This is a genomic window from Nocardioides anomalus (assembly GCF_011046535.1).
GTDB classification, from domain to species: domain Bacteria; phylum Actinomycetota; class Actinomycetes; order Propionibacteriales; family Nocardioidaceae; genus Nocardioides; species Nocardioides anomalus.
This window is the reverse complement of record NZ_CP049257.1, coordinates 494,550-514,896: the sequence shown is the minus strand read 5'-3', so window position 1 is coordinate 514,896 and position 20,347 is coordinate 494,550. Positions and strand designations below refer to the sequence as shown.

At 73.4% G+C, this 20,347-nt stretch carries 20 protein-coding genes; 6 read left to right on the top strand and 14 right to left on the bottom strand.

Annotation, left to right across the window (positions count from 1 at the left end):
* Window positions 1-54: 54 nt before the first annotated feature.
* The 5 genes from G5V58_RS02705 to G5V58_RS02685 all read right to left on the bottom strand — a co-directional run bounded on the left by G5V58_RS02705 (window position 55) and on the right by G5V58_RS02685 (window position 6,103).
* Window positions 55-1,503 (bottom strand): aldehyde dehydrogenase, encoded by a 1,449-nt coding sequence (locus tag G5V58_RS02705; RefSeq protein ID WP_165228533.1) that lies wholly within the window; start codon window positions 1,501-1,503, stop codon window positions 55-57.
* A gap of 9 nt (window positions 1,504-1,512) precedes the next feature.
* The gene (locus G5V58_RS02700) at window positions 1,513-2,631 is read right to left on the bottom strand and encodes a hypothetical protein (protein ID WP_230487023.1); all 1,119 of its coding nucleotides are present in this window, start codon (window positions 2,629-2,631) and stop codon (window positions 1,513-1,515) included.
* Window positions 2,628-3,761 (bottom strand): phosphotransferase family protein, encoded by a 1,134-nt coding sequence (locus G5V58_RS02695; RefSeq protein ID WP_165228531.1) that lies wholly within the window; start codon window positions 3,759-3,761, stop codon window positions 2,628-2,630. Before G5V58_RS02695 ends, G5V58_RS02700 begins: the two co-directional genes overlap by 4 nt.
* Window positions 3,762-3,848: 87 nt before the next feature.
* Complete coding sequence (locus G5V58_RS02690) at window positions 3,849-4,289, bottom strand: hypothetical protein (RefSeq protein WP_165228529.1); 441 nt, start codon at window positions 4,287-4,289, stop codon at window positions 3,849-3,851.
* Between the two features lie 98 nt (window positions 4,290-4,387).
* Complete coding sequence (locus G5V58_RS02685; RefSeq protein ID WP_165228527.1) at window positions 4,388-6,103, bottom strand: glycerol-3-phosphate dehydrogenase/oxidase; 1,716 nt, start codon at window positions 6,101-6,103, stop codon at window positions 4,388-4,390.
* Between the two features lie 34 nt (window positions 6,104-6,137).
* On the opposite strand from G5V58_RS02685, the gene G5V58_RS02680 reads away from it, so the two are divergent.
* The gene (locus G5V58_RS02680) at window positions 6,138-6,533 is read left to right on the top strand and encodes a pilus assembly protein CpaE (RefSeq protein WP_165228525.1); all 396 of its coding nucleotides are present in this window, start codon (window positions 6,138-6,140) and stop codon (window positions 6,531-6,533) included.
* Here the strand turns inward: G5V58_RS02680 and G5V58_RS02675 are convergent.
* The gene (locus G5V58_RS02675; RefSeq protein WP_230487022.1) at window positions 6,530-7,321 is read right to left on the bottom strand and encodes a pyridoxamine 5'-phosphate oxidase family protein; all 792 of its coding nucleotides are present in this window, start codon (window positions 7,319-7,321) and stop codon (window positions 6,530-6,532) included. The two genes, G5V58_RS02680 and G5V58_RS02675, sit on opposite strands and share 4 nt — an antisense overlap.
* Before the next feature lie 51 nt (window positions 7,322-7,372).
* Here G5V58_RS02675 and G5V58_RS02670 point away from each other — a divergent pair, with 51 nt between their 5' ends.
* The gene (locus tag G5V58_RS02670) at window positions 7,373-7,831 is read left to right on the top strand and encodes a CGNR zinc finger domain-containing protein (RefSeq protein ID WP_165228521.1); all 459 of its coding nucleotides are present in this window, start codon (window positions 7,373-7,375) and stop codon (window positions 7,829-7,831) included.
* Window positions 7,832-7,843: 12 nt separating this feature from the next.
* Here G5V58_RS02670 and G5V58_RS02665 read toward each other — a convergent pair whose 3' ends face one another.
* The 4 genes from G5V58_RS02665 to G5V58_RS02650 form a co-directional block, all read right to left on the bottom strand.
* A complete protein-coding gene (locus G5V58_RS02665; protein WP_165228519.1) occupies window positions 7,844-8,953 on the bottom strand; it encodes a GuaB3 family IMP dehydrogenase-related protein in 1,110 nt (369 codons plus the stop codon).
* A gap of 61 nt (window positions 8,954-9,014) precedes the next feature.
* On the bottom strand, window positions 9,015-10,514 hold the full coding sequence (guaB, locus tag G5V58_RS02660) for an IMP dehydrogenase (RefSeq protein WP_165228517.1): 1,500 nt from the start codon (window positions 10,512-10,514) through the stop codon (window positions 9,015-9,017).
* A gap of 10 nt (window positions 10,515-10,524) precedes the next feature.
* Window positions 10,525-11,388 carry a GNAT family N-acetyltransferase gene (locus G5V58_RS02655; RefSeq protein ID WP_165228515.1) on the bottom strand — a complete coding sequence of 288 codons (864 nt, stop codon included), beginning with the start codon at window positions 11,386-11,388 and terminating at the stop codon, window positions 10,525-10,527.
* 63 nt (window positions 11,389-11,451) lie between these two features.
* Complete coding sequence (locus G5V58_RS02650) at window positions 11,452-12,003, bottom strand: hypothetical protein (RefSeq protein WP_165228513.1); 552 nt, start codon at window positions 12,001-12,003, stop codon at window positions 11,452-11,454.
* Window positions 12,004-12,095: 92 nt separating this feature from the next.
* On the opposite strand from G5V58_RS02650, the gene G5V58_RS02645 reads away from it, so the two are divergent.
* Window positions 12,096-13,580 carry a hypothetical protein gene (locus tag G5V58_RS02645; protein ID WP_165228511.1) on the top strand — a complete coding sequence of 495 codons (1,485 nt, stop codon included), beginning with the start codon at window positions 12,096-12,098 and terminating at the stop codon, window positions 13,578-13,580.
* 3 nt (window positions 13,581-13,583) lie between these two features.
* On the opposite strand, the gene groL is transcribed toward G5V58_RS02645, so the two are convergent.
* Both groL and groES read right to left on the bottom strand, forming a co-directional pair.
* Window positions 13,584-15,203 carry a chaperonin GroEL gene (gene groL / locus G5V58_RS02640; RefSeq protein ID WP_165228509.1) on the bottom strand — a complete coding sequence of 540 codons (1,620 nt, stop codon included), beginning with the start codon at window positions 15,201-15,203 and terminating at the stop codon, window positions 13,584-13,586.
* A gap of 92 nt (window positions 15,204-15,295) precedes the next feature.
* Entirely contained in the window at window positions 15,296-15,589 is a 294-nt protein-coding gene (groES, locus tag G5V58_RS02635; RefSeq protein WP_165228507.1) for a co-chaperone GroES, read from the bottom strand.
* Between the two features lie 158 nt (window positions 15,590-15,747).
* Between groES and G5V58_RS02630 the strand changes: the two genes are divergently transcribed.
* Both G5V58_RS02630 and G5V58_RS02625 read left to right on the top strand, forming a co-directional pair.
* Entirely contained in the window at window positions 15,748-16,917 is a 1,170-nt protein-coding gene (locus G5V58_RS02630; protein WP_165228505.1) for a class I SAM-dependent methyltransferase, read from the top strand.
* Between the two features lie 398 nt (window positions 16,918-17,315).
* The gene (locus tag G5V58_RS02625; RefSeq protein WP_165228504.1) at window positions 17,316-17,645 is read left to right on the top strand and encodes a hypothetical protein; all 330 of its coding nucleotides are present in this window, start codon (window positions 17,316-17,318) and stop codon (window positions 17,643-17,645) included.
* A 4-nt stretch (window positions 17,646-17,649) separates the two neighbouring features.
* Here the strand turns inward: G5V58_RS02625 and G5V58_RS02620 are convergent, their stop codons facing one another.
* Both G5V58_RS02620 and G5V58_RS02615 read right to left on the bottom strand, forming a co-directional pair.
* Window positions 17,650-18,270, bottom strand: coding sequence for an MBL fold metallo-hydrolase (locus G5V58_RS02620; protein WP_165228503.1), 621 nt, complete (start codon window positions 18,268-18,270; stop codon window positions 17,650-17,652).
* Complete coding sequence (locus G5V58_RS02615) at window positions 18,267-19,373, bottom strand: S-(hydroxymethyl)mycothiol dehydrogenase (RefSeq protein ID WP_165228502.1); 1,107 nt, start codon at window positions 19,371-19,373, stop codon at window positions 18,267-18,269. Before G5V58_RS02615 ends, G5V58_RS02620 begins: the two co-directional genes overlap by 4 nt.
* 62 nt (window positions 19,374-19,435) lie before the next feature.
* Here G5V58_RS02615 and G5V58_RS02610 point away from each other — a divergent pair, with 62 nt between their 5' ends.
* The gene (locus tag G5V58_RS02610; protein WP_165228501.1) at window positions 19,436-20,341 is read left to right on the top strand and encodes a hypothetical protein; all 906 of its coding nucleotides are present in this window, start codon (window positions 19,436-19,438) and stop codon (window positions 20,339-20,341) included.
* Window positions 20,342-20,347: the final 6 nt, after the last annotated feature.

The window sequence follows — 20,347 nt, the reverse complement described above, 5'->3', positions numbered from 1 at the left end:
CGGGGCCGGAATCCCCGGGTACCCGGGGATCCCGACACAGAGGGCCGGAGGCGGCTACCCCTCGGTGTAGATCGACTTGAGCTCGATGTACTGCGCCAGCCCCTCGGGGCCGAACTCCCGGCCGACGCCGGAGGCCTTGTAGCCGCCGAAGGGCGCGGCGAAGTCCATCGTGTAGGTGTTGACGCCGTAGGTCCCCGCGCGGACCCGGCGGGCCACGTCGAGGCCGGCCTCCCGGTCGGAGGTCCACACGGTCCCGGCCAGCCCGTAGTCGGAGTCGTTGGCGATGCGCACGGCGTCGTCCACGTCGTCGTAGGCGATGACCGACAGCACCGGCCCGAAGATCTCCTCCTGGGCGATGCGCATCCGGTTGTCGACATCGGCGAAGACGGTGGGCCGGACGTACCAGCCGCGGTCCAGGCCGTCGGGCATGCCGTTGCCGCCGACGGCGACGCGGGCGCCCTCCTCCTGCCCGAGGGCGATGTACTTCTCGACCCGCTCCTGCTGGCGCTGCGCGACGAGGGGGCCGATCTCGGTGGCGGGGTCGGCGGGGTCGCCGACCGGCATCGACCGGACCGTCTCGACGAGAGCGTCCACGACCTCGGCGTACCGGGCGCGCGAGGCGAGGATCCGGGTCTGGGCGACGCAGGCCTGGCCGGAGTTCATCAGCGCGGTGAAGCGCAGGCCGCCCATCGTGGTCGCCAGGTCGGCGTCGTCGAGGACGATCGCGGCGGACTTGCCGCCGAGCTCGAGCGAGACCCGCTTGAGCTGCTCGCCGCAGACCGCGGCGATCCGGCGGCCGGCGGCGGTGGAGCCGGTGAACGCGACCTTGTCCACGCCGGGGTGGGCGACCAGGTGCTCGCCGACCTCGCGGCCGGCGGCCACGATGTTGACCACGCCGTCGGGTACGCCGGCCTCGCTGAGCAGCTCGGCCAGCAGGTAGCCGTCCAGCGGGGTCTCGGGCGCCGGCTTGACCACCACCGTGCAGCCGGCCAGCAGGGCCGGCACCAGCTTGGACATGATCGTGAACTGCGGGACGTTCCACGGCGGGATGGCCGCGACCACGCCGACCGGCTCGCGGCACACGACGACCGGCGAGCCGAGCGCGCCGGCGCGCTCCTCCTCCCACGCGAACTCGCGGGCGATGGCCAGGAACGACTCGATCTGCATCCAGGGCGCCGGCGACTGGGCGAGGTTGGCGAACGACGTCGGGCTGCCCATCTCGAGCGTGATGAGGTCGGCCATCTCACCCAGCCGGGCGGCGTACAGCCCGGAGAAGGCCTGGACCACGTCGATCCGCTCGGCGGGCGACAGGCGCGGCCAGGGCCCGGAGTCGAAGGCCCGGCGCGCGGCGGCCACCGCCGCGTCGACGTCGGCGGTCGTGCCCTCGGGGACGGTCGCGACGACCTCCTCGGTGTGCGGACTGACCACCTCGAGAAGGGCCGACGACGCGGGCGCCGACCAGCCACCGTCGATGAAGAACGCGTCGCGGTCGTGCTGGGACACCGGTGCCTCCTAGGGCGCGAGGGAGAAGAAGTCGGCGAAGCCGCTGGGGTCGTGCCGGCCGATCGAGCCGTGCTCGAACAGGCCCCAGCCCTCCTGGCCGTCGCACACGCCCCGGCCGACGTGGTCGATGACGCCGAACATCACCCGGCCGGCGACGTCGGAGGCGGTGAGGTCGTAGCTGACCCGCTCGGTGAAGCCCGGTCCCTTCCAGACCCCGTGCCCCCAGTCGGGGTCGCCGCCGTACCCGCCGCCGACGTGCAGCGGCACCGGCAGCAGCGACTCGACCTCGAGCTGGACGGGCTTGCCGTCGGGGGTGGTGCAGGTGATCGAGGCGCCGGTGGGGACGCGGGTGCCCGAGGCGTAGTGGACGGTGACGAGCGGCCAGCCGAGCTGCTCGACGCGGCCGTCCTTCCAGATGCGCGTGCAGTCGTTGAGCGTGCGGAGCCCGTCGGGCTCCTCCTGGATGATGAGCACGACCGCGAAGTCCTCGAAGGCCATCGGCACGTAGAGCCACCACATGCCCTCGAACTCCGGGTCCGCGGGCGCACCGGCCGGCACCGCCTCGCCGACCGGGCGGATGCCCCACGAGCGGTCGCGCGAGCCGAGCCAGCGGTCCGGGGTGACGTCGTACGTCGAGCCGTCGACGACGACCGTGCCGGACCACGAGCCGACCTGGGCGAACCGCTGGGCGTCGAGCGTCACCCGCGACCCGGCCCGCATCACGTGCGGCTGCTCGCGCACGACCGGGAACAGCCCCTCCCACGTCAGGTCGGCGGCGATGCCCTCGGCCTCCTCGACCACCACGCGCAGCCTCTGCAGCGGCTCGACGACCTCGACGCGGTAGCCGCCGACGTGCTGGTGGAGCCGGTCGTCGTCGATCCGGTCGCCGAAGTGGACGGCGGTCTGGGTGTCGCCACGACGGACGAGGAAGAAGGCGTCCTTGGTCCCGAGGTTCGGGTAGTAGCCGTGCCCGAAGATGCAGAAGACCTCGCCGGTGCGGTCGTGGGCGTTGAAGTAGGACCGGTCGTAGAAGTTGCGGTCGGTGCTGGCCGCCCAGCCGATCGGCAGCGGGGCCTGGTGGAGCGGGTACTCGTCGAGCGGCCCGATGCCGCCGGCCCACCGGCTCACGCGGGCACCCCGGCCTCGGCCAGCAGCCGCTCCATCAGCGGCTTGTGGTGGAACAGCGTCTCGATGTCGTCGGGCCGCTCGATCTCACCGAAGTGCAGCTGCCGGGCGCTGGTGCGCATGAAGACCACGCACCACTGCGCGGCGTTGTAGAGGTGGAACCAGGTCAGGTCGCCGAGCCGGACGCCCGTGAGGTCGGCGTACGTCGCCAGCACGTCCTCCTCGCGCAGGAAGTGCGGCATGCCCGGCATCTCGAAGACCCCGGTGATCGACTCGAACACCAGGTGCGCGAAGACCATCCACGACAGGTCCATCTCGCGCGGCCCGATCGCGGCCATCTCCCAGTCCAGGACGCCGACCGGCGCGAAGTCGCGGTAGAGCACGTTGCCGATGCGCGAGTCGCCCCAGCACAGCACGGTCTCCGTGGTCGGCGGGACGTTGCTCTCCAGCCAGCTGAGCGTCCGCTCCGCGATCGGCGACGGGCCGAGGTCGGGGACGGCCCACTCGTACCACGCCCGCACCCACGCCAGGTTGCGCTCCAGCGGCGTCGCGCCGGGGTGACCGGTGCGGTCGAGGAAGGCGAAGGTCCGCGCCGCGTCCGGTACGCCGTGCAGCCCGGCCACCGCCGCGACCGTGGCGTCCTGGAGCCGGCGCTGGTCCGCGCGGCTGGCGTCGGCCAGCCAGTTGTCGCCCCAGTTGTACGGCGGCACGTCGGGCGGCACGATGCCCTCGATCCGGTCCATGAGGAAGAACGGCGTGCCCAGCACCTCCCCCGTCGGCTCGAACAGCCCGACCGTCGGCACCGGCACCTCGGTGCGCTCGCCGACGATCCGCATCGCGTCGTACTGGTCCTGCAAGGCGTAGTCGCGGAAGACCGGGAACTCGTCGGCACTCGGGGCCACCCGGGCGACGTAGGCGTGCGTGCCGCGGGCGCCGTCCTCGGTCCAGGTGGCGTCGAAGACCAGCGTCTCCGAGCTCATGCCGTTGCTGTCGATGCCGCTGTGCAGGACGACCTCGGGCTCGGCGCCGGCCGGCAGCGCGCCGCTCAGCCACCCCTCGAGCAGGGCCGGGACGGTGCTGGCGTCACGGGCGGTCCGCTGGAGCCTGAGGTCGGCGGGCGGGCTGTCGACCACGGTGCCTCCTGTGTGACGCAGGTCTCGATCTGACGCGCGTCAGCATGGGTGGAACGTGTTCTAGTTGTCAACGGCGAGAGGTGGTTCCTAGGAGCGGGCCACGTAGTGCATCGTCACGGTGGACGTGCGCAGCGTGGGGTCGAGGGTCAGGTCACCGGGGGACTTCGGGTAGGCCCAGACCTCGATGCGCTCGCCCTGGTTGAGGTAGGCGACCGTGGCGATCGACTGCTGGGTCGGCTCGTTCGGCGTGTTGGCCCGTCGGTCGGCCGCGAGGTACGGCAGGTTCGCGCGCTTGGTGCCGAGGGTCCGGGTCGCGCTGCCCGCTGCGCTCGGCCACTCGAGCGAGGCGGTGATCTCGTAGATCCCCGTGCGCGGCACGACCAGCTGGCTCCTGGTCGCGCATTCAGCGCCCAGGAACGCCGAGGCGTCGAAGCTCGAGCGCTTCCAGAAGAGCTTGACGCCACCGGCGGCGTTGCTGATGACGCTGGCGTTGGTGTCGCAGCCGGTCGCCACGCCCTCGGCCCGCACGGCCGGCATCGTGCGGAGCTGGTCGACACCCACCGAGCTGTCGGCCGTCCCGACCAGCAGGGCCGTGCGCCCCGCCCGTGTCCCGTGCCGGTCCCGGCTCAGACGATGTCGCTGACCTTCACCCGGGCCTCGTCGGCCTCCTGGTCGGTGAGCTTGGCCTGGGAGTCGCGCTCGGCGGCGACCCGGCGCAGGTAGTGGTCGACCTCGTCGGCGGTGCGCGCGTCGTCCCACCCGAGCTCGCCGGCCATCAGCCGGGCGGCGGCGGGGGCGGCGCGCACGCCGCGGTCGAAGGTCTCGATGGAGATCCGGGTGCGGCGGGTGAGCACGTCGTCGAGGTGGCGGGCGCCCTCGTGGGTCACCGCGTGGACCACCTCGGCGGCCAGGTGGTCCTCGGCGCCGTCGAGGGGCTCGGCCAGCTCGGGGCGCTCCTCGAGCAGCGCGAGGAGCTCGTCGACCAGGTCGCCGTATCGCCCCAGCAGGTGGTCGATCCGCGCCACGTGCAGACCGGCCCTGCGGGCCAGCTGCACGCGCTGGTTGGTGCGGGTCTCGAAGCCGTCGGCGCCGACCAGCGGGACCCGGTGGGTGATGGACGGCTTGACCGTCGTCCCGGTGGTGGACAGCGAGTGGGCGGCGGCGTCGACGGCGTCGACGGCCATCACGCGGTACGTCGTGAGCTTGCCGCCGGCGATCATCACCAGCCCCGGCACGGGCGTGACCACGGTGTGCTCGCGGGAGATGCGCGAGGTGGGCTCGGACTCGCCGGACAGCAGCGGCCGCAGGCCGGCGTACACGCCCTCGACGTCGTCGTGGTCCAGCGGCTCGCGCAGGATCGCGTTGACGTGGCCGAGGACGTAGTCGATGTCGGCCTTGGACGCGGCGGGGTGGGCCTTGTCGAGGTCCCACTCGGTGTCGGTGGTGCCGATGATCCAGTGCCGGCCCCACGGGATGACGAAGAGCACCGACTTCTCGGTGCGCACGATGAAGCCGGCCTCGGAGCGGATCCGGTCGCGCGGCACGACCAGGTGGATGCCCTTGGAGGCCTGGACGTGCAGGGCGCCGCGGCCGCCCACCATCTCCTGGATCTCGTCGGTCCACACCCCGGCGGCGTTGACCACCACCCGGGCGCGGACCTCGAGGTCGACGCCGTGCTCGAGGTCGCGGGCGCGTACGCCGACCACCCGCTCGCCCTCGCGCAGGAAGCCGGTCACGCGCACCCGGGTCGCCACGTGCGCGCCGTGCGCGGCCGCGGTGCGGGCGATGGTGGTCACCAGCCGGGCGTCGTCGACCTGGGCGTCGTGGTAGCGGATGGCCCCGGTGATCGACTCCGGCGCGAAGTCTGGGGCGATCCGGGCCACGGCCTTGCGGGACAGGTGCCGGTGCCGGGGCAGCCCGGCCTCGGCGTACCCGAAGCGGGCCATGGTGTCGTAGAGCAGCAGCCCGGAGCCGACGTACGGTCGCTCCCACCCGCGGTGGGTCAGCGGGTAGAGGAACGGCACCGGCCGGACCAGGTGCGGCGCGAGCCGGGTGAGCAGCAGCCCGCGCTCCTGCAGCGCCTCGCGGACCAGCCCGAAGTCGAGCATCTCCAGGTAGCGCAGCCCGCCGTGGATGAGCTTGCTGCTGCGGCTGCTCGTGCCCGAGGCGAGGTCGCGCTGCTCGAGCAGGCCGGTGCTGAGGCCGCGGGTGACCGCGTCCAGCGCGACGCCGGTGCCGACCACCCCGCCGCCCACGACGAGGACGTCGAGCTCTCCGGCCCGCATCGTCGCCAGCGCGTCGTCGCGGGCCTGCGGGCTGAGGACGCTGGGCCGCGGGTCCATGCCCCCATCCTCTCAGGCGAGGCACACTGGACGGGTGCTGTCCCTGGACCTGGCCCTCGCGCTCCGTGCCGCCGGGCTGGCCTGGTCGCCGCGGTCGGGCGATGCCTTCATGGTCCCCGGCCGCGACCTGGACGACCACGTCTTCGTGCTCAGCGACATGGTCGTCGAGGCCCTGCACCCGCCCGACGGCCCGCCGATCCTGGCCTTCAACGGCACCACCGAGTGGGCGCTGGACAGCCTGGAGGCCGACGAGGCCGTGTGGCTGCCGCGCGAGGACCAGCTGCGCACGCTCCTCGGCGGGTCCTTCACGAGCCTGGAGCAGGTGCCCGGCCCGCCGGAGGGGTACGCCGTGACCACGCCGTCGGGGCGCTACGTCGACACCAGCGCCGACGCGGCGTACGCGCGGGCCGTGCTGGCCCGGCTCGGCTAGCCGACGACCCGCTCGACCTCGAAGGCGACCTGGCGGCCGGTGGCCGAGCCGGGCACGTCCCACCGGACGCTCGCGGTGCCCGAGAGCTGCTGGCGGCGACCGGTCCCGGGGTGGACCAGCAGCAGGGCGGCCGCCGGGTCGACGGCGAGGTTGCCGAGGCTGGTGAACATCTGGTTGCCGGGCAGGTCGTCCCAGACCAGCACGTGCGCGGACTCGCGCCGCAGGAAGCCGGGCGGACCGCCGCGGTGCGAGGCGTCCGCGCCGCGCTCGGGATGGCTCGTGCCGAGGACGAAGGTGTCCACCGCGGCGACCAGGTCGTCGTCGAGCACGGACCCGTCCGCCGGCGCGGCGAGCGCGAGCGGTCGCGGCGGGATGTGGCGCGGGCAGTTGCCGAAGGCCTCGGCCACCTCGACCAGGAGCCCGTCCGGCCCGGCGGCGACGAGCCGGCCGTTGACGCGGGCCCGGCGGCGCGCGACGTACTCCAGGACGATGAGGCCGACCGGCTGGTCCGCGGGCAGCCCGTGCAGGGCGTCGCCCGGCGCGGGCGCCGCGTGCACCGCCAGCGTGGTCGCGCCGGTCGGCTCCAGGAAGCCGGGCGGTCCGCTCACGGGGGCGACCCAGAGCCGGTCGTCGCCGTCGCGGGCCGCCAGCGCGGCGTACGTGCGGCCGGCCAGGAACTGCGCCAGCCCGCCGCGCAGGTCCGCCGGCGCGAGCATCCCCTCCAGCCGGGCCGCGTCGGCCTCGACCCCGGCCCGGCGCTGCACCGTCAGCTCACCCTCGTGGAACACGTCTCCACCGTACTCACGGATGCAAGCCATTTCATCCGTTAGAGTAGAGGAGTGGACACCGTGGCGCTGCTCAACACGGTCCGGGCCGACCGCTCGGGCGTCCACGACGACCTCGCCGACGTCGCACCGCGGTGGCGGGCGCTGCGCGACGCGGCGCGGGTGCTGGCGGCCGAGCGCACCGACGACCCGCGCCCGGTGGCCGAGGGCCACGAGGGGCGCGTGGCGCAGGCGGTGGCGACCCTCAACGCGACGGCCGCGCTGGCCCCGGGCTGGCCGACCCTGGTCGACGGGCGGGTGGTGTGGGCCTCGGCCGTCGCGGCCGAGGACCGGGCACTGGCCGACGCCGCGGCCGAGGCCGTGCGGTTCTTCGCGAGCGAGGTCGAGCTGCGGGCCTGTCTGGCCCCGGGCTGCGTCCTGTACTTCGTCAAGGAGCACCACCGCCAGGCGTGGTGCTCGGTCGGGTGCGGCAACCGCGAGCGGGCCGCGCGGCACTACGCGCGGCACCGCTGAGCGCGCGGCTCGTCAGTCGACGACGACGACCTCGACCCGCTGGAACTCCTTGAGCTCGGTGTAGCCGGTGGTGGCCATCGAGCGCTTGAGGGCACCGATGAGGTTCATGGTCCCGTCCGCGACGCGGGAGGGGCCGAACAGGATCTCCTCGAGCGTGCCGACGGTCTCGAACTCGACCCGCTCGCCGCGCGGCAGCGACTTGTGGTGGGCCTCGCCACCCCAGTGGAAGCCGTGGCCGGGCGCGTCGGTGGCGCGGGCGAACGGCGAGCCGACCATGACCGCGTCGGCGCCGCACGCGATGGCCTTGGCGATGTCGCCGGACTTGCCGATCGAGCCGTCCGCGATGACGTGCACGTAGCGGCCGCCGGATTCGTCGAGGTAGTCGCGGCGGGCGGCGGCCACGTCGGCCACCGCGCTCGCCATCGGCACGGCCACGCCGAGCACGGTGCGCGTGGTGTGCGCGGCGCCGCCGCCGAAGCCGACCAGGACGCCGGCCGCGCCGGTGCGCATCAGGTGCAGCGCGGCCTGGTGGGTGGCGCAGCCGCCGACGACGACCGGCACGTCGAGCTCGTAGATGAACTCCTTGAGGTTCAGCGGCTCGGCCTGGCTGGAGACGTGCTCGGCGCTGACCGTGGTCCCCCGGATGACGAACATGTCCACGCCGGCGTCCACGACGGTCTTGGCGAACTCGCGCGTGCGCTGCGGCGACAGCGAGCCGGCGACGGTGACGCCCGCGTCGCGGATCTCGCGCAGGCGCTCGGTGATGAGCTCGGGCTTGATCGACTCGGTGTAGATCTCCTGCAGGCGCGCGGTGGCCTGCTCACCGCGCAGCCCGGAGACCTCGGTCAGCAGCGACGTGGGGTCCTCGTACCGCGTCCAGAGGCCTTCGAGGTTGAGCACGCCCAGGCCGCCGTACACCCCGAGGGCGATGGCGGTGGCCGGCGACATGACCGAGTCCATCGGCGCGGCGAGCACCGGCAGGTCGAAGCGGTAGGCGTCGATCTGCCAGTCGACGCTGACCTCCTCCGGGTCGCGCGTGCGGCGCGAGGGCACGATCGCCACGTCGTCGAAGGAGTACGCGCGGCGCGCCCGCTTGGCCCGGCCGATCTCGATCTCGGTCACGGGAGGCAGTCTCGCACCGGGTGCGCCGCAGCCAGGAACTGCCGGCGCGACGCCGAGGGCGTCAGCCCGAGTAGTTCGGCGCCTCGACCGTCATCTGCACGTCGTGGGGGTGGCTCTCCTTGAGCGAGGCGCTGGTGATGCGGATGAAGCGGCCCTTCTCCTGCAGCTCCGGGACGGTCCGCGCGCCGACGTAGAACATCGACTGGTGCAGCCCGCCGATGAGCTGGTGAGCGACGGCGGCCAGCGGGCCGCGGTAGGCGACCTGGCCCTCGATGCCCTCGGGCACGATCTTGTCGTCGCTGGTGACCTCGGCCTGGAAGTAGCGGTCCTTGGAGTAGGACTTCTTGCCGCGGCTGGACATCGCGCCGAGCGAGCCCATGCCGCGGTAGGCCTTGAACTGCTTGCCGTTGACGAAGACCAGCTCGCCGGGCGACTCCTCGCAGCCGGCCAGCAGCGAGCCGACCATCACGGTGTCGGCGCCGGCGACCAGGGCCTTGGCGATCTCGCCGGAGTACTTCAGGCCGCCGTCGGCGATCACCGGGACGCCGGCCGGCTGGCAGGCCAGCGAGGCCTCGTAGACCGCGCTGATCTGGGGTACGCCGACGCCGGTCACCACGCGGGTGGTGCAGATCGAGCCGGGCCCGACGCCGACCTTGACGGCGTCCGCGCCGGCGTCGACGAAGGCCTGGGCGCCCTCGCGGGTGGCGACGTTGCCGCCGATGACCTGGACGTGCTTCGTCGCGGGGTCGGACTTGAGCCGCTGGACCATGTCGAGCAGCAGCCGGACGTTGCCGTGGGCGGTGTCGGCGACCAGCACGTCGGCCCCGGCCTCGACCAGGGTGGTGGCGCGCTGCCAGGCGTCGCCGAAGTAGCCGATCGCGGCGCCGACCATGAGCCGGCCGTGCGCGTCCTTGGAGGCCAGGGGGAACTGCTCGGACTTCACGAAGTCCTTGACCGTGATGAGCCCGCCCAGCCGGCCCAGCTCGTCGACCAGCGGCAGCCGCTCGCGCTTGTGCTTGCGCAGCAGCAGCGTGGCCTCCTCGCGCGAGATGCCGACCGGCCCGGTGATGAGCGGCATCGGCGTCATCACCTCGTCGACCTTGGTGCTCGCCCACTCCGCGACCGGCGTGAAGCGCAGGTCGCGGTTGGTGATGATGCCGAGCAGCCGCTGGTCGGTGTCGACGACGGGGAAGCCGGAGACGCGGTACTGCCCGGCCAGCTGGTCCAGCTGCTCCAGGGTCGCGTCCGGGCCGATCGTGACGGGGTTGGAGATGATCCCGGTCTGGGTCCGCTTCACCAGGTCGACCTGGTAGGCCTGGTCCTCGATCGACAGGTTGCGGTGCAGCACGCCGAGCCCGCCCTGGCGGGCCATGGCGATGGCCATCCGGGACTCGGTCACGGTGTCCATGGCCGCGCTGATGAGCGGCACCTTGAGCGAGATCTCGCGGGTCAGGCGCGTGGTCGTGTCGATGTCGGACGGCGCGAGGTCGGAGTGCCCCGGCAGCAGCAGGACGTCGTCGTAGGTGAGACCCAGGCTGGCGAACTTCTCGGGCAGCTCCACCCTGATGATTCTAGGTCGTCAGCGGGCGCATCTCGCGCACCGGGATCCGCACGGTCAGCTCGTCGCCGGCCATCCGGATCCGCCCGCGCAGCCCGGCCGACAGCACCAGCGGCAGCACGGCCGGGTTGCCGGAGCCGGTGGTCAGCACGACGACCTCGGCGCCGAGGTCGCGGGCCAGCCGGCAGGCGTCGCTGAGCAGGCGGGTGCCGACCCCGCGGCGCCGCCAGCCGTCGGTGACGTCCACGGTCAGCCCGAGCTCGTCGCCGCCGACCCCGAGCCGGGCCGTCCCGACGACCACGCCCTCCACCACCGCGCGCACCGACCGGTCGTCGGCGAGGTACGCCGGGCGCCCGTCGGCGGGCGGCCGGACCGGGGCCGGGGTCCGGGCCAGGACGTCGCTGACCAGCCCGGCCAGCGCCGTGCCGCGGGCGTGCTCGGTCGCCGTGAACGGCACCGCGCGGTGGATCTGCACCCACACGTCGGCGACGGTGAGCTCCATGGCGTCGGCCTCCTCGGCGGCGGCCAGCGGCTCGGCCTCGGCGTCGAAGAGCCGGGCCAGCACGTCCGGGAAGGACAGCGGCTGCTCCAGGATCGCCTGGGCGGCCTGCACGTAGCGCGTCGGCTGGTCGGTCAGCGCCGCCTCGGTGCAGCGCAGCGCGCGGACGTCGGTGGCGCCGGCCAGCTCGACGAGCGCCACGAGCCGTTCGGGCGCCCAGTCGCCCGGCGTACGCAGGATGAGCTCGTCGGTGACCGACTCGATGCCGGGGAAGATCTGCAGGCCGAGGATGTTGACCTCGGCCAGCCCGCACTGCTCGGCCAGCGCGGCGAGCGCGCCGGGCCGGTCGGGCAGGGTGGTGCGGACGCGCCAGAGCATGTCGTCAGGGTGCGGCAACCGCGTTGCGACGGGGGAACGACGGCGTTCCGGCCGTGTGTCGGCTCAGAAGTCCAGGTCCTTGGCCGGCAGCGAGTCCTTGGCGCCGCCCGGCTGGCCGCCGACGCGCGAGTAGGCCTGGAACTCGAAGGGCGCGTACGCCGAGCTCGCGGCCTGGAAGCAGCGCCACGGCGCGGTCACCGTGACCTCGCCGCGCCCGGGGGCCCAGGTGACGCTCAGGTCGGGGCAGGCGCGCGGCACCGGGGTCGGCACGGGGTACTCCTCGCCAGTGTCGATGAAGTACATCTTCGCCACGGTCCTGCCGTTCTCCCGGTAGACCGCGATCCGGTCCCAGCCCTCGGCCTCGGGGTGGACCTCGAAGGCCAGGAAGGTCGTGTCGGTCAGCTTCTTGACCCGGACCTGGAACGTCGCGCGCCGGGCCGAGCCCACGCTGAGCTGGTAGCGACCGGACAGCAGGTCGACACCCGCCGGGGCGTCGCCGGCCCGGTCCGTGACCTTGGCCAGGGACGGGTAGCCCTGGGCGTGGGCGTCCGGCTGGACGAGGACCAGGGCGAGCGGGCCGAGGAGGGCGGTGGCGAGGGCGAGGAGTCGGCGCACCCGCCGGACGCTACGGAGGTGGCGACGGCGCGGGCATGGTCCGAACGGGCCAGTGACACCGGACGCCGGACGTGTCACGCGAGACTGTCCCCGTGGCAGCCTGGGTCGACGCGCGGCGCACCGTGGCCGTGGCCGCGGCGCTGGCCTTCCTGGTCCGGCTGGTCGGGCTGCTGCGTCCGGTGCGCGCCGACGAGGCCGGCTGGGTGCTGGTGGCGCGCAGCTGGCACCCGAGCGCGGACAGCCTGTACGGCGCGTACTTCGTCGACCGCCCACCGCCGCTCATCACCCTGGTCAAGGTGGTCGACACGATCGGCGGGCCGTCCGCGCTCCGCGCGGTGGGCGCACTGGCCGGCGCGGCGCTGGTGCTGCTGGCCGCCTGGACCGCCCGGCTGGTCGCCGACGAGCGGGCCGCGCGGTGGACCGCGGTGGCGGCCGCCGCGCTGGTGACCACGCCGGCCATCGACGTCGTGGCGGCCAAGGGCGAGCTGCTGGTGCTGCCGTTCCTGGTCGGCGCGGCCGGGCTGGCCCTGGCCGCGGTCCGCGACCGCTCGCCGGCGCTCGCCGCTGCGGCCGGGCTCGCGGCCGGCGTACCGCTGGGGCTGAAGCAGAACCTCGCCGGCGGTGTCGTCTTCGTCGCGGTGCTCTTCGTGGCCAGCCTGCTCACCGGGCGCCTGGCGCGGGGCGACCTGGTCCGGCTGGCGGGGGCGGCCGTGGCCGGCTTCGCGCTGCCGGTGCTGGCCACGGTGGCCTGGGCGCTGGCGGCCGGGGTCCGCCTGCACACGCTCTGGTACGCCGTGTACGGCTTCCGCGCCGACGCCTCGTCGGCGCTCTCGGAGGGTTCGGGCCGGGCCGCGGCGACCCGCGCGCTCGTGCTGCTCCTGATCGTGGCGGTGACGGGGATCGCGGTCGCGCTGGCGGCGTACGCCGCTCGCGTGCGGGCCGCGTGGCGCCGCGACGCCCCGCTCACCGCGGCGGTGCTGGCGATGGTCGCCTTCGACGTGGTCTCACTGGTGCTGGGCGGGAGCTTCTGGCAGGACTACGCCTTCGGGCTGGTGCCGGGGACCCTGCTCGCGGTCGCGCTGGTCGGCTCGCGGCTGCGCGAGCGGCTGGTCCCGCTCATGGCCGTCTCGAGCGCGGTGTGCCTGGTCGGCTGGGCGGTGTGGAACCTGGCCGGGCAGCAGGAGCTCGAGGAGCACGACAGCGGCGTGGCCCTGCACGCGGTGGCCGAGCCGGGCGACACGCTCGTGGTCTTCGGCGGGCGGGCCGACCTGCAGCTCGAGAGCGGGATGGCCTCGCCGTACGCCTACCTGTGGAGCCTCCCGATGCGCACCCTCGACCCGGACCTGGACGAGCTGCGCGCGCTGGTGGCCGGTCCGGACGCGCCGACCTGGCTGGTCGAGTGGTGGCCGTTCGACACCTGGAGCGAGGCCGGCGGTCGGGCGCTGGCCGCCGAGGTGGCCCAGCGCTACGAGCGGCGCGGCACGGCCTGCGGCGACCGGCCGGTCTACGTCCTGCGGGGCCTGGACAGGGAAGAGCCCCGGCCCGCCTGTGGCGGACCGGGGCTCAGCAGCTCCTAGGGCTCAGTGCCCGTGGCCGTGCCCGTGGCCGGCAGCCGCGGGCTCCTCGTCCTCGGGCTTGTCCACGATGAGCGTCTCGGTCGTGAGCAGCATCGCCGCGATCGAGGTGGCGTTGATCAGCGCGGAGCGCGTGACCTTCACCGGGTCGAGGACGCCCTGGGCGACCAGGTCGCCGTACTCCTCGGTGGCGGCGTTGTAGCCGTTGCCGACACCGAGCTCGCGGACCTTGGTGGTCACGACGTAGCCGTTGATGCCGCCGTTCTCCGCGATCCAGCGCAGCGGCTCGTCGGCAGCCTTGCGCACGACCCGGACGCCGGTGGCCTCGTCGCCGGTGAGGCCGAGGTTGTCGTCGAGCACCGACACGGCGTGGATCAGGGCCGAGCCACCGCCGGGGACGATGCCCTCCTCGATGGCCGCGCGGGTCGCCGAGACGGCGTCCTCGATGCGGTGCTTCTTCTCCTTCAGCTCCACCTCGGTGGCGGCGCCGACCTTGATGACGCAGACGCCGCCGGCCAGCTTGGCCAGGCGCTCCTGCAGCTTCTCGCGGTCCCAGTCGGAGTCGGTCGTCTCGATCTCGGCCTTGATCTGGTTGACCCGGCCGGTGACGTCGGCGGAGTCGCCGGCGCCGTCGACGATCGTGGTGTTGTCCTTGGTGATGACGACGCGGCGGGCCTGGCCCAGCACGTCGAGACCGACCTGGTCGAGCTTGAGCCCGACCTCGGGCGCCACGATCTGACCACCGGTCAGGGTCGCGATGTCCTGCATCATCGCCTTGCGGCGGTCACCGAACGCCGGGCTCTTCACCGCGACCGCGTTGAAGGTGCCGCGGATCTTGTTCACGACCAGGGTCGAGAGGGCCTCGCCCTCGACGTCCTCGGCCAGGATGAACAGCGGCTTGCCGGACTGGATGACCTTCTCCAGCAGCGGGAGCAGCTCGGAGACGGCCGAGATCTTCCCCTGGTGCAGCAGGATGTAGGGGTCGTCGAGGACGGCCTCCATCCGCTCGGGGTCGGTCACGAAGTACTGCGAGATGTAGCCCTTGTCGAACTGCATCCCCTCGGTGAACTCCAGCTCGGTGCCCATGGTGTTGGACTCCTCGACCGTGATCACGCCGTCCTTGCCGACCTTGTCGAAGGCGTCGGCGAGCAGGCCGCCGATGACCTCGTCGCGGCTGGAGATGGTGGCGACGGAGGCCATGTCCTCCTTGGCCTCGACCTCGCGGGCGTTCTTGAGCAGCTCGTCGCTGACGGCCTGGGCCGCCGCGTCCATGCCGCGCTTGAGCCCCATCGGGTTGGCGCCGGCGGCGACCGCCTTCAGACCCTCGTGGACCATGGCCTGGGCCAGGACCGTCGCGGTGGTGGTGCCGTCACCCGCGATGTCGTTGGTCTTGGTCGCCACCTCCTTGGTCAGCTGGGCGCCGAGGTTCTCGAACGGGTCGTCGAGCTCGATCTCACGGGCGACGGTCACGCCGTCGTTGGTGATGGTCGGCGCGCCCCACTTCTTGTCGAGGACGACGTAGCGGCCCTTGGGGCCGAGGGTCACCTTGACCGTGTTCGCGAGGGCGTCCACGCCGCGCTCGAGGGCGCGCCGGGCGTTCTCGTCGAACTCCAGGATCTTGGGCATTGCTCTCCTTCTGGGAACGTGCGTCGGGTCGTGTGCCGAGAGCGCGCGTCAGCGCGATCCCAGGCACACGACCCGGCGGGTGGAGCGTGGTGTCAGGAAACGACAGCGAGGACGTCGCGAGCGGAGAGGATGAGGTACTCCTCGCCGCTGTACTTGACCTCGGTGCCGCCGTACTTGCTGTAGATGACCTTGTCGCCGATGGCCACGTCGAGGGGGACCCGGTTGCCGTTGTCGTCGATGCGACCCGGGCCGATCGCCAGGACCTCGCCCTCCTGGGGCTTCTCCTTGGCGGTGTCCGGGATGACCAGACCGGAGGCGGTGGTCTGCTCGGCGTCGAGCGGCTTGACCACGATGCGGTCCTCGAGGGGCTTGATGTTGACCGACACTGCTGTCGACCTCCACTTTCGTGCTTCGGGATGGGCTGGTGAACGGGAGTCCGTTGGCACACTCACCCGGAGAGTGCCAACCACGAAACTAGCACTCAGAGCGAGCGAGTGCCAGGGGCGGCCCCTCGGGCCCGCCCGCGCCTGACAGGATCGGTGCCGTGGACGTCGCCTCGGTCGCGTGGTTGCAGGCCCCCGAGGGGCAGTCGGTGCTGGCCCGGGCGTCCGCGCTCGACCTCACCGACCCGCTCGCCGCGCGCGCCGCGCTCTCGCGCGCGGTGCCCGACGTGCCACCCGAGCACCTCGCCGCCGCGCTGACCCAGGCCTCGCTGCGGGCCGCCGCCGTGCCGAAGTTCGGCGCCCTCGCGGCCTCGATGTACTTCACGCCCGACGGCCTCGAGCAGGCCACCCGGCTCGCGGTCGCCACCCACCGGGCCGCCCGCCTGGTGGCCTTCGGCGCCGCGACGGTCGTGGACCTCGGCTGCGGCATCGGCGGCGACCTCGTCGCCTTCGCGCGGGCCGGGCTGACCGCCGCCGGCGTCGACCTCGACCCCGTCCGCGTGGCCGTGGCGTCAGCCAACCTCGAGGCCCTCGGGCTCGCCGGCGCCGTCCAGGTCGCCGACGCCGCCGCGGTGGACACGACGCCCTTCGACGTCGCCTTTGTCGACCCGGCCCGCCGCACCGGCCGCGGCCGCACCTTCTCCCCCGACGCGTGGGCGCCGTCGTGGGCGTTCGCCTCGTCGCTGCTGACCCGCGACGCCTGCGTGAAGACCGCGCCCGGCATCCCCCACGACCTCGTCCCCGCCGGCGTCGAGGCCGAGTGGGTCTCCGACCACGGCGAGGTCAAGGAGGCCGCGCTCTGGGGCGGCCGGCTGGCCACCTGCGCCCGCCGGGCCACGGTCATCGGCGACGGCGGCCTGGCCACGCTGACCGAGGAGGACGACCCCGGCGCGGACGTCGTCCCGCTGGGCCGCTACCTCTACGAGCCGGACGGCGCCGTGATCCGGGCCGGGCTGGTGACCGCGGTGGCCGCCGGCGTCGGCGGTGGCCTGCTGGACCCCCACATCGCCTACGTGACCAGCGACGCGGCGTACCGCACGCCGTACGGCCGCTCCTACGAGGTCCTCGAGACCCTCCCCCACCGGGAGAAGCAGCTGCGCGCGGCCCTGCACGAGCGCGGCATCGGCCGGCTCACGATCAAGAAGCGTGGCGTCGACGTCGTGCCCGACCAGCTGCGCAAGCGGCTCGCCCTGACCGGCGACGCCGAGGCGACGATCGTGCTCACCCGCGTGGGCGGGCACGGGACGTGCCTGCTGGTGCGGCCGTTCTGAGGCGCGTCCCCGATTTCGGGGTATCCAGCGGTCTGGACCGCGGGCCCCCTCGTCGCTCCGCCACGGTGCGGGCATGACCCGGACCCGCAGGACGATCATCCAGCTCCTCTCGGCCGCGGCGCTCAGCGCCTGCGCCCTGGTCGCGGGGGCCGGAGCCGCCCCCGCTGACGTGCCTCCCGGCTGGGAGCCCGGACCGTACGGCAACGAGGCGGACTTCGGCGACGTCACGTGGCAGCACCAGGGCTGGTACGCCGGCGCCAAGGGCAACTGGCACACCGGCTGGGTAAACATCGAGGAGGACGACGACGTCCTGCACGCTGAGCTGGTCGACTGGCGCTGCCCGGACGGGGGTGACGCCGCCGCCGCCCCAGAGCTTCCAGCCCCAGACCGCCTGCACGATGAAGCGGTTCCGGTACGTCGAGGTCCTGGACCCGTGGGACATCTCGACGTTCAACCACACCCGCGACCGGCTCCGGCTGCGTGGCGACTTCCCGACGTTCGACCAGACCAACCAGCCGGCTGGGACCGTCCACTTCGACATGTACCTGCAGGCCGTGGGCGACCCGCACGTCACCAAGGACATCAGCGGGGGTCAGCTGTACTACGAGGAGTACTGGGACGAGGCGCGGCTCGTCGGCACCATCGACGGGCACGGCCTCGCGGGGAAGGCGACCACCCAGCTGTCCGGGCGGGTCAGCTTCTACGTCTCTGGCTACGTCCGGGCCTGACGTCTCACCAGTCTGCGGACGCCGCCCGCTCCGCGCCGATGGTGGTGTCGTCGCCGTGACCGGTGTGCACGACGGTGTCGTCGGGCAGGGCGAAGAGCTTGGCCCGGATCGACTCCTCGAGCTGCGGGCGGTCGGAGTACGAGCGGCCGGTCGCGCCGGGCCCGCCCTGGAAGAGCGTGTCGCCGGTGAAGACCGCGCCGAGGTCCTCGACGTGGAAGCAGCAGCCGCCGGGCGCGTGGCCGGGGGTGTGCAACGTCTGCACGCGGGTGCCCGCGACCTCGAGCTCCCAGCCGTCGGGAAGGTCGAGGTCCCAGAGGTAGTCGGTGTGGGTGAGCTCCCACAGCGGCTTGTCGTCCGGGTGCAGGAAGATCGGCGCGACGACGCGCTCGCGCAGCTCGGGGGCGACGCGGCAGTGGTCGTCGTGGGCGTGGGTGAGCAGGATGGCCTTCACCGTGCGGCCGGCGACCAGGTCGAGGATCGCGTCGACCGAGTGCGGGGCGTCGATGACCACGCACTCGTCGTCGTCGCCGAGGACCCAGAGGTTGTTGTCGACGTCGAAGGTCTCGCCGTCCAGGCTGAAGGTGCCGCTGGCCACCGCGTGGTCCAGCCGGAGCTCGCCGCTCACCGGTCGACGATGACCACGGAGCGGAGGACCGACCCGTCGTGCATCTTCTCGAAGGCCGCCTCGATGTCGTCGATGCCGATCTCCTCGGACACGAAGGCGTCCAGGTCGAGCCGGCCCTGCTGGTAGAGGTCGACCAGCATCGGGAAGTCGCGGGTCGGCAGGCAGTCGCCGTACCAGCTCGACTTGAGCGACCCGCCGCGGCCGAAGACGTCGATGAGCGGCAGGTCGGGGATCTTCATGTCCGGGGTCGGCACGCCGACCAGGACCACCGTGCCGGCCAGGTCGCGGGCGTAGAAGGCCTGCTTCCAGGTCTCGGGCCGACCCACGGCCTCGACCACCACGTCCGCGCCGTCGGCGCCGTCGTAGTACTCCGCACAGATCCGCTTGATCTCCTCGACCGGGTCGCCCTGGCTGGAGTCGACGGTGTGCGTCGCACCCATGGCCTTGGCGGTCTCGAGCTTCTTGGCGTCGATGTCGACCGCGATGATGGGGCTCGCCCCGACCAGGGCCGAGCCGGCGATGGCGGCCACGCCGACGCCGCCGCAGCCGATGACGGCGACGGACTTCCCGCGGGCCACCGCGCCGGTGTTGATCGCCGCGCCGATGCCGGCCATCACGCCGCAGCCGAGCAGGCCGACGGCGGCCGGGCGGGCCGACGGGTCGACCTTGGTGCACTGGCCCGCGGCGACCAGGGTCTTCTCGGCGAAGGCGCCGATGCCCAGGGCCGGGGACAGCTCGGTGCCGTCCTCGAGCGTCATCTTCTGGGTCGCGTTGTGGGTGTTGAAGCAGTACTGCAGCTGCCCGCGCTTGCACGCCCGGCACTCACCGCACACCGCGCGCCAGTTGAGGATCACGAAGTCGCCCGGCGCGACGGCGGTGACGTCCGGGCCGACCGCCTCGACGACACCAGCGGCCTCGTGGCCGAGCAGGAACGGGAAGTCGTCGTTGATCCCGCCCTCGCGGTAGTGCAGGTCGGTGTGGCAGACCCCGCACGCCTGGACCTTGACCACCGCCTCGCCCGGACCGGGGTCCGGGACGTTGATCGTGACGACCTCCACCGGTGCGCCCTTGGCCTTCGCGACCACGGCCTTGACCTGCTGCATGGCGCCACCGTAGCGGTCGCTCCCCCACGACAACCCCGGCCCCACGTGGTGCGTCCCAGGACGTGCGCCTCGTCGTCGCCCTCGGTGTCCTGCTGTTGCTCGGCTCCGTGTCCGGGTGCCGGTACGGCGCGCCGCCGGGCCTGCCGTACGCCGAGGGGCCGGTCCACGTCGTACCCGACGGCAACCGCTCACGACTTGTGGACGACCGCACCTACCGACGAGACGGCGGCATCACCGGGGTCGCGCCGTACCGCGGCGGTCACCTGGTCGCCGACGGCCGGACCTTCGAGGGGACCGTCGGGCTGGCGTCGGTCGTCGACGGCCGGCGCACCGCGCTCGGGCCGTGCGCCACCGGTGTCGGCGCGCTGAGCCCGGACCGCCGCCTGGTCGCGTGGGTGACCACCGGTTGTCCGGAGGCGGACCTGCGGGCCGAGAGCGTCGTTCACATCGACCCGACCGGCACCGGCGGTGGCGGGTGGACGCGGAACCTCGGGCCGTCGTACCTCTTCTACGCCGTCGGTTTCCTCGGCGACGACGTCGTGCTCACCGGGCTGGCCGGTCCGGTGGTCGTGGTGCCCGAGAGCGGGCCGGTGCGCACGCTGCCGCGGCTGCGGCACGCGGTGGACGTGCACGGGTCGCTGGTCGCCGGCCGGCACGGGGTGCTCGACGCCACGACCGGGCTCGTCCTGTGGTCGGACCCGCGGGCCGAGGTGACGTCGTTCAGCCCCGACGGCCGGCTGGTCGTCACCGACGGTGCGCTGCGCGCAGCGCGGACCGGGGCCCTGGTGGCGTCGTTGCCGCGCGGGCTGACCCAGGTCGCGTGGGAGGACGCGCGGCACCTGGTGGCCGTGGCCGCGCGGGGCCGCTGGTCCGCGCTGCTGCGCATCGGGCTCGACGGTCGCGGCGCGCTGCTCGCCGCACCCGTCCGGCGGTCGCCGGCGTGGTGGGTGCTGGAGGCGCAGCCCTAGACGGGC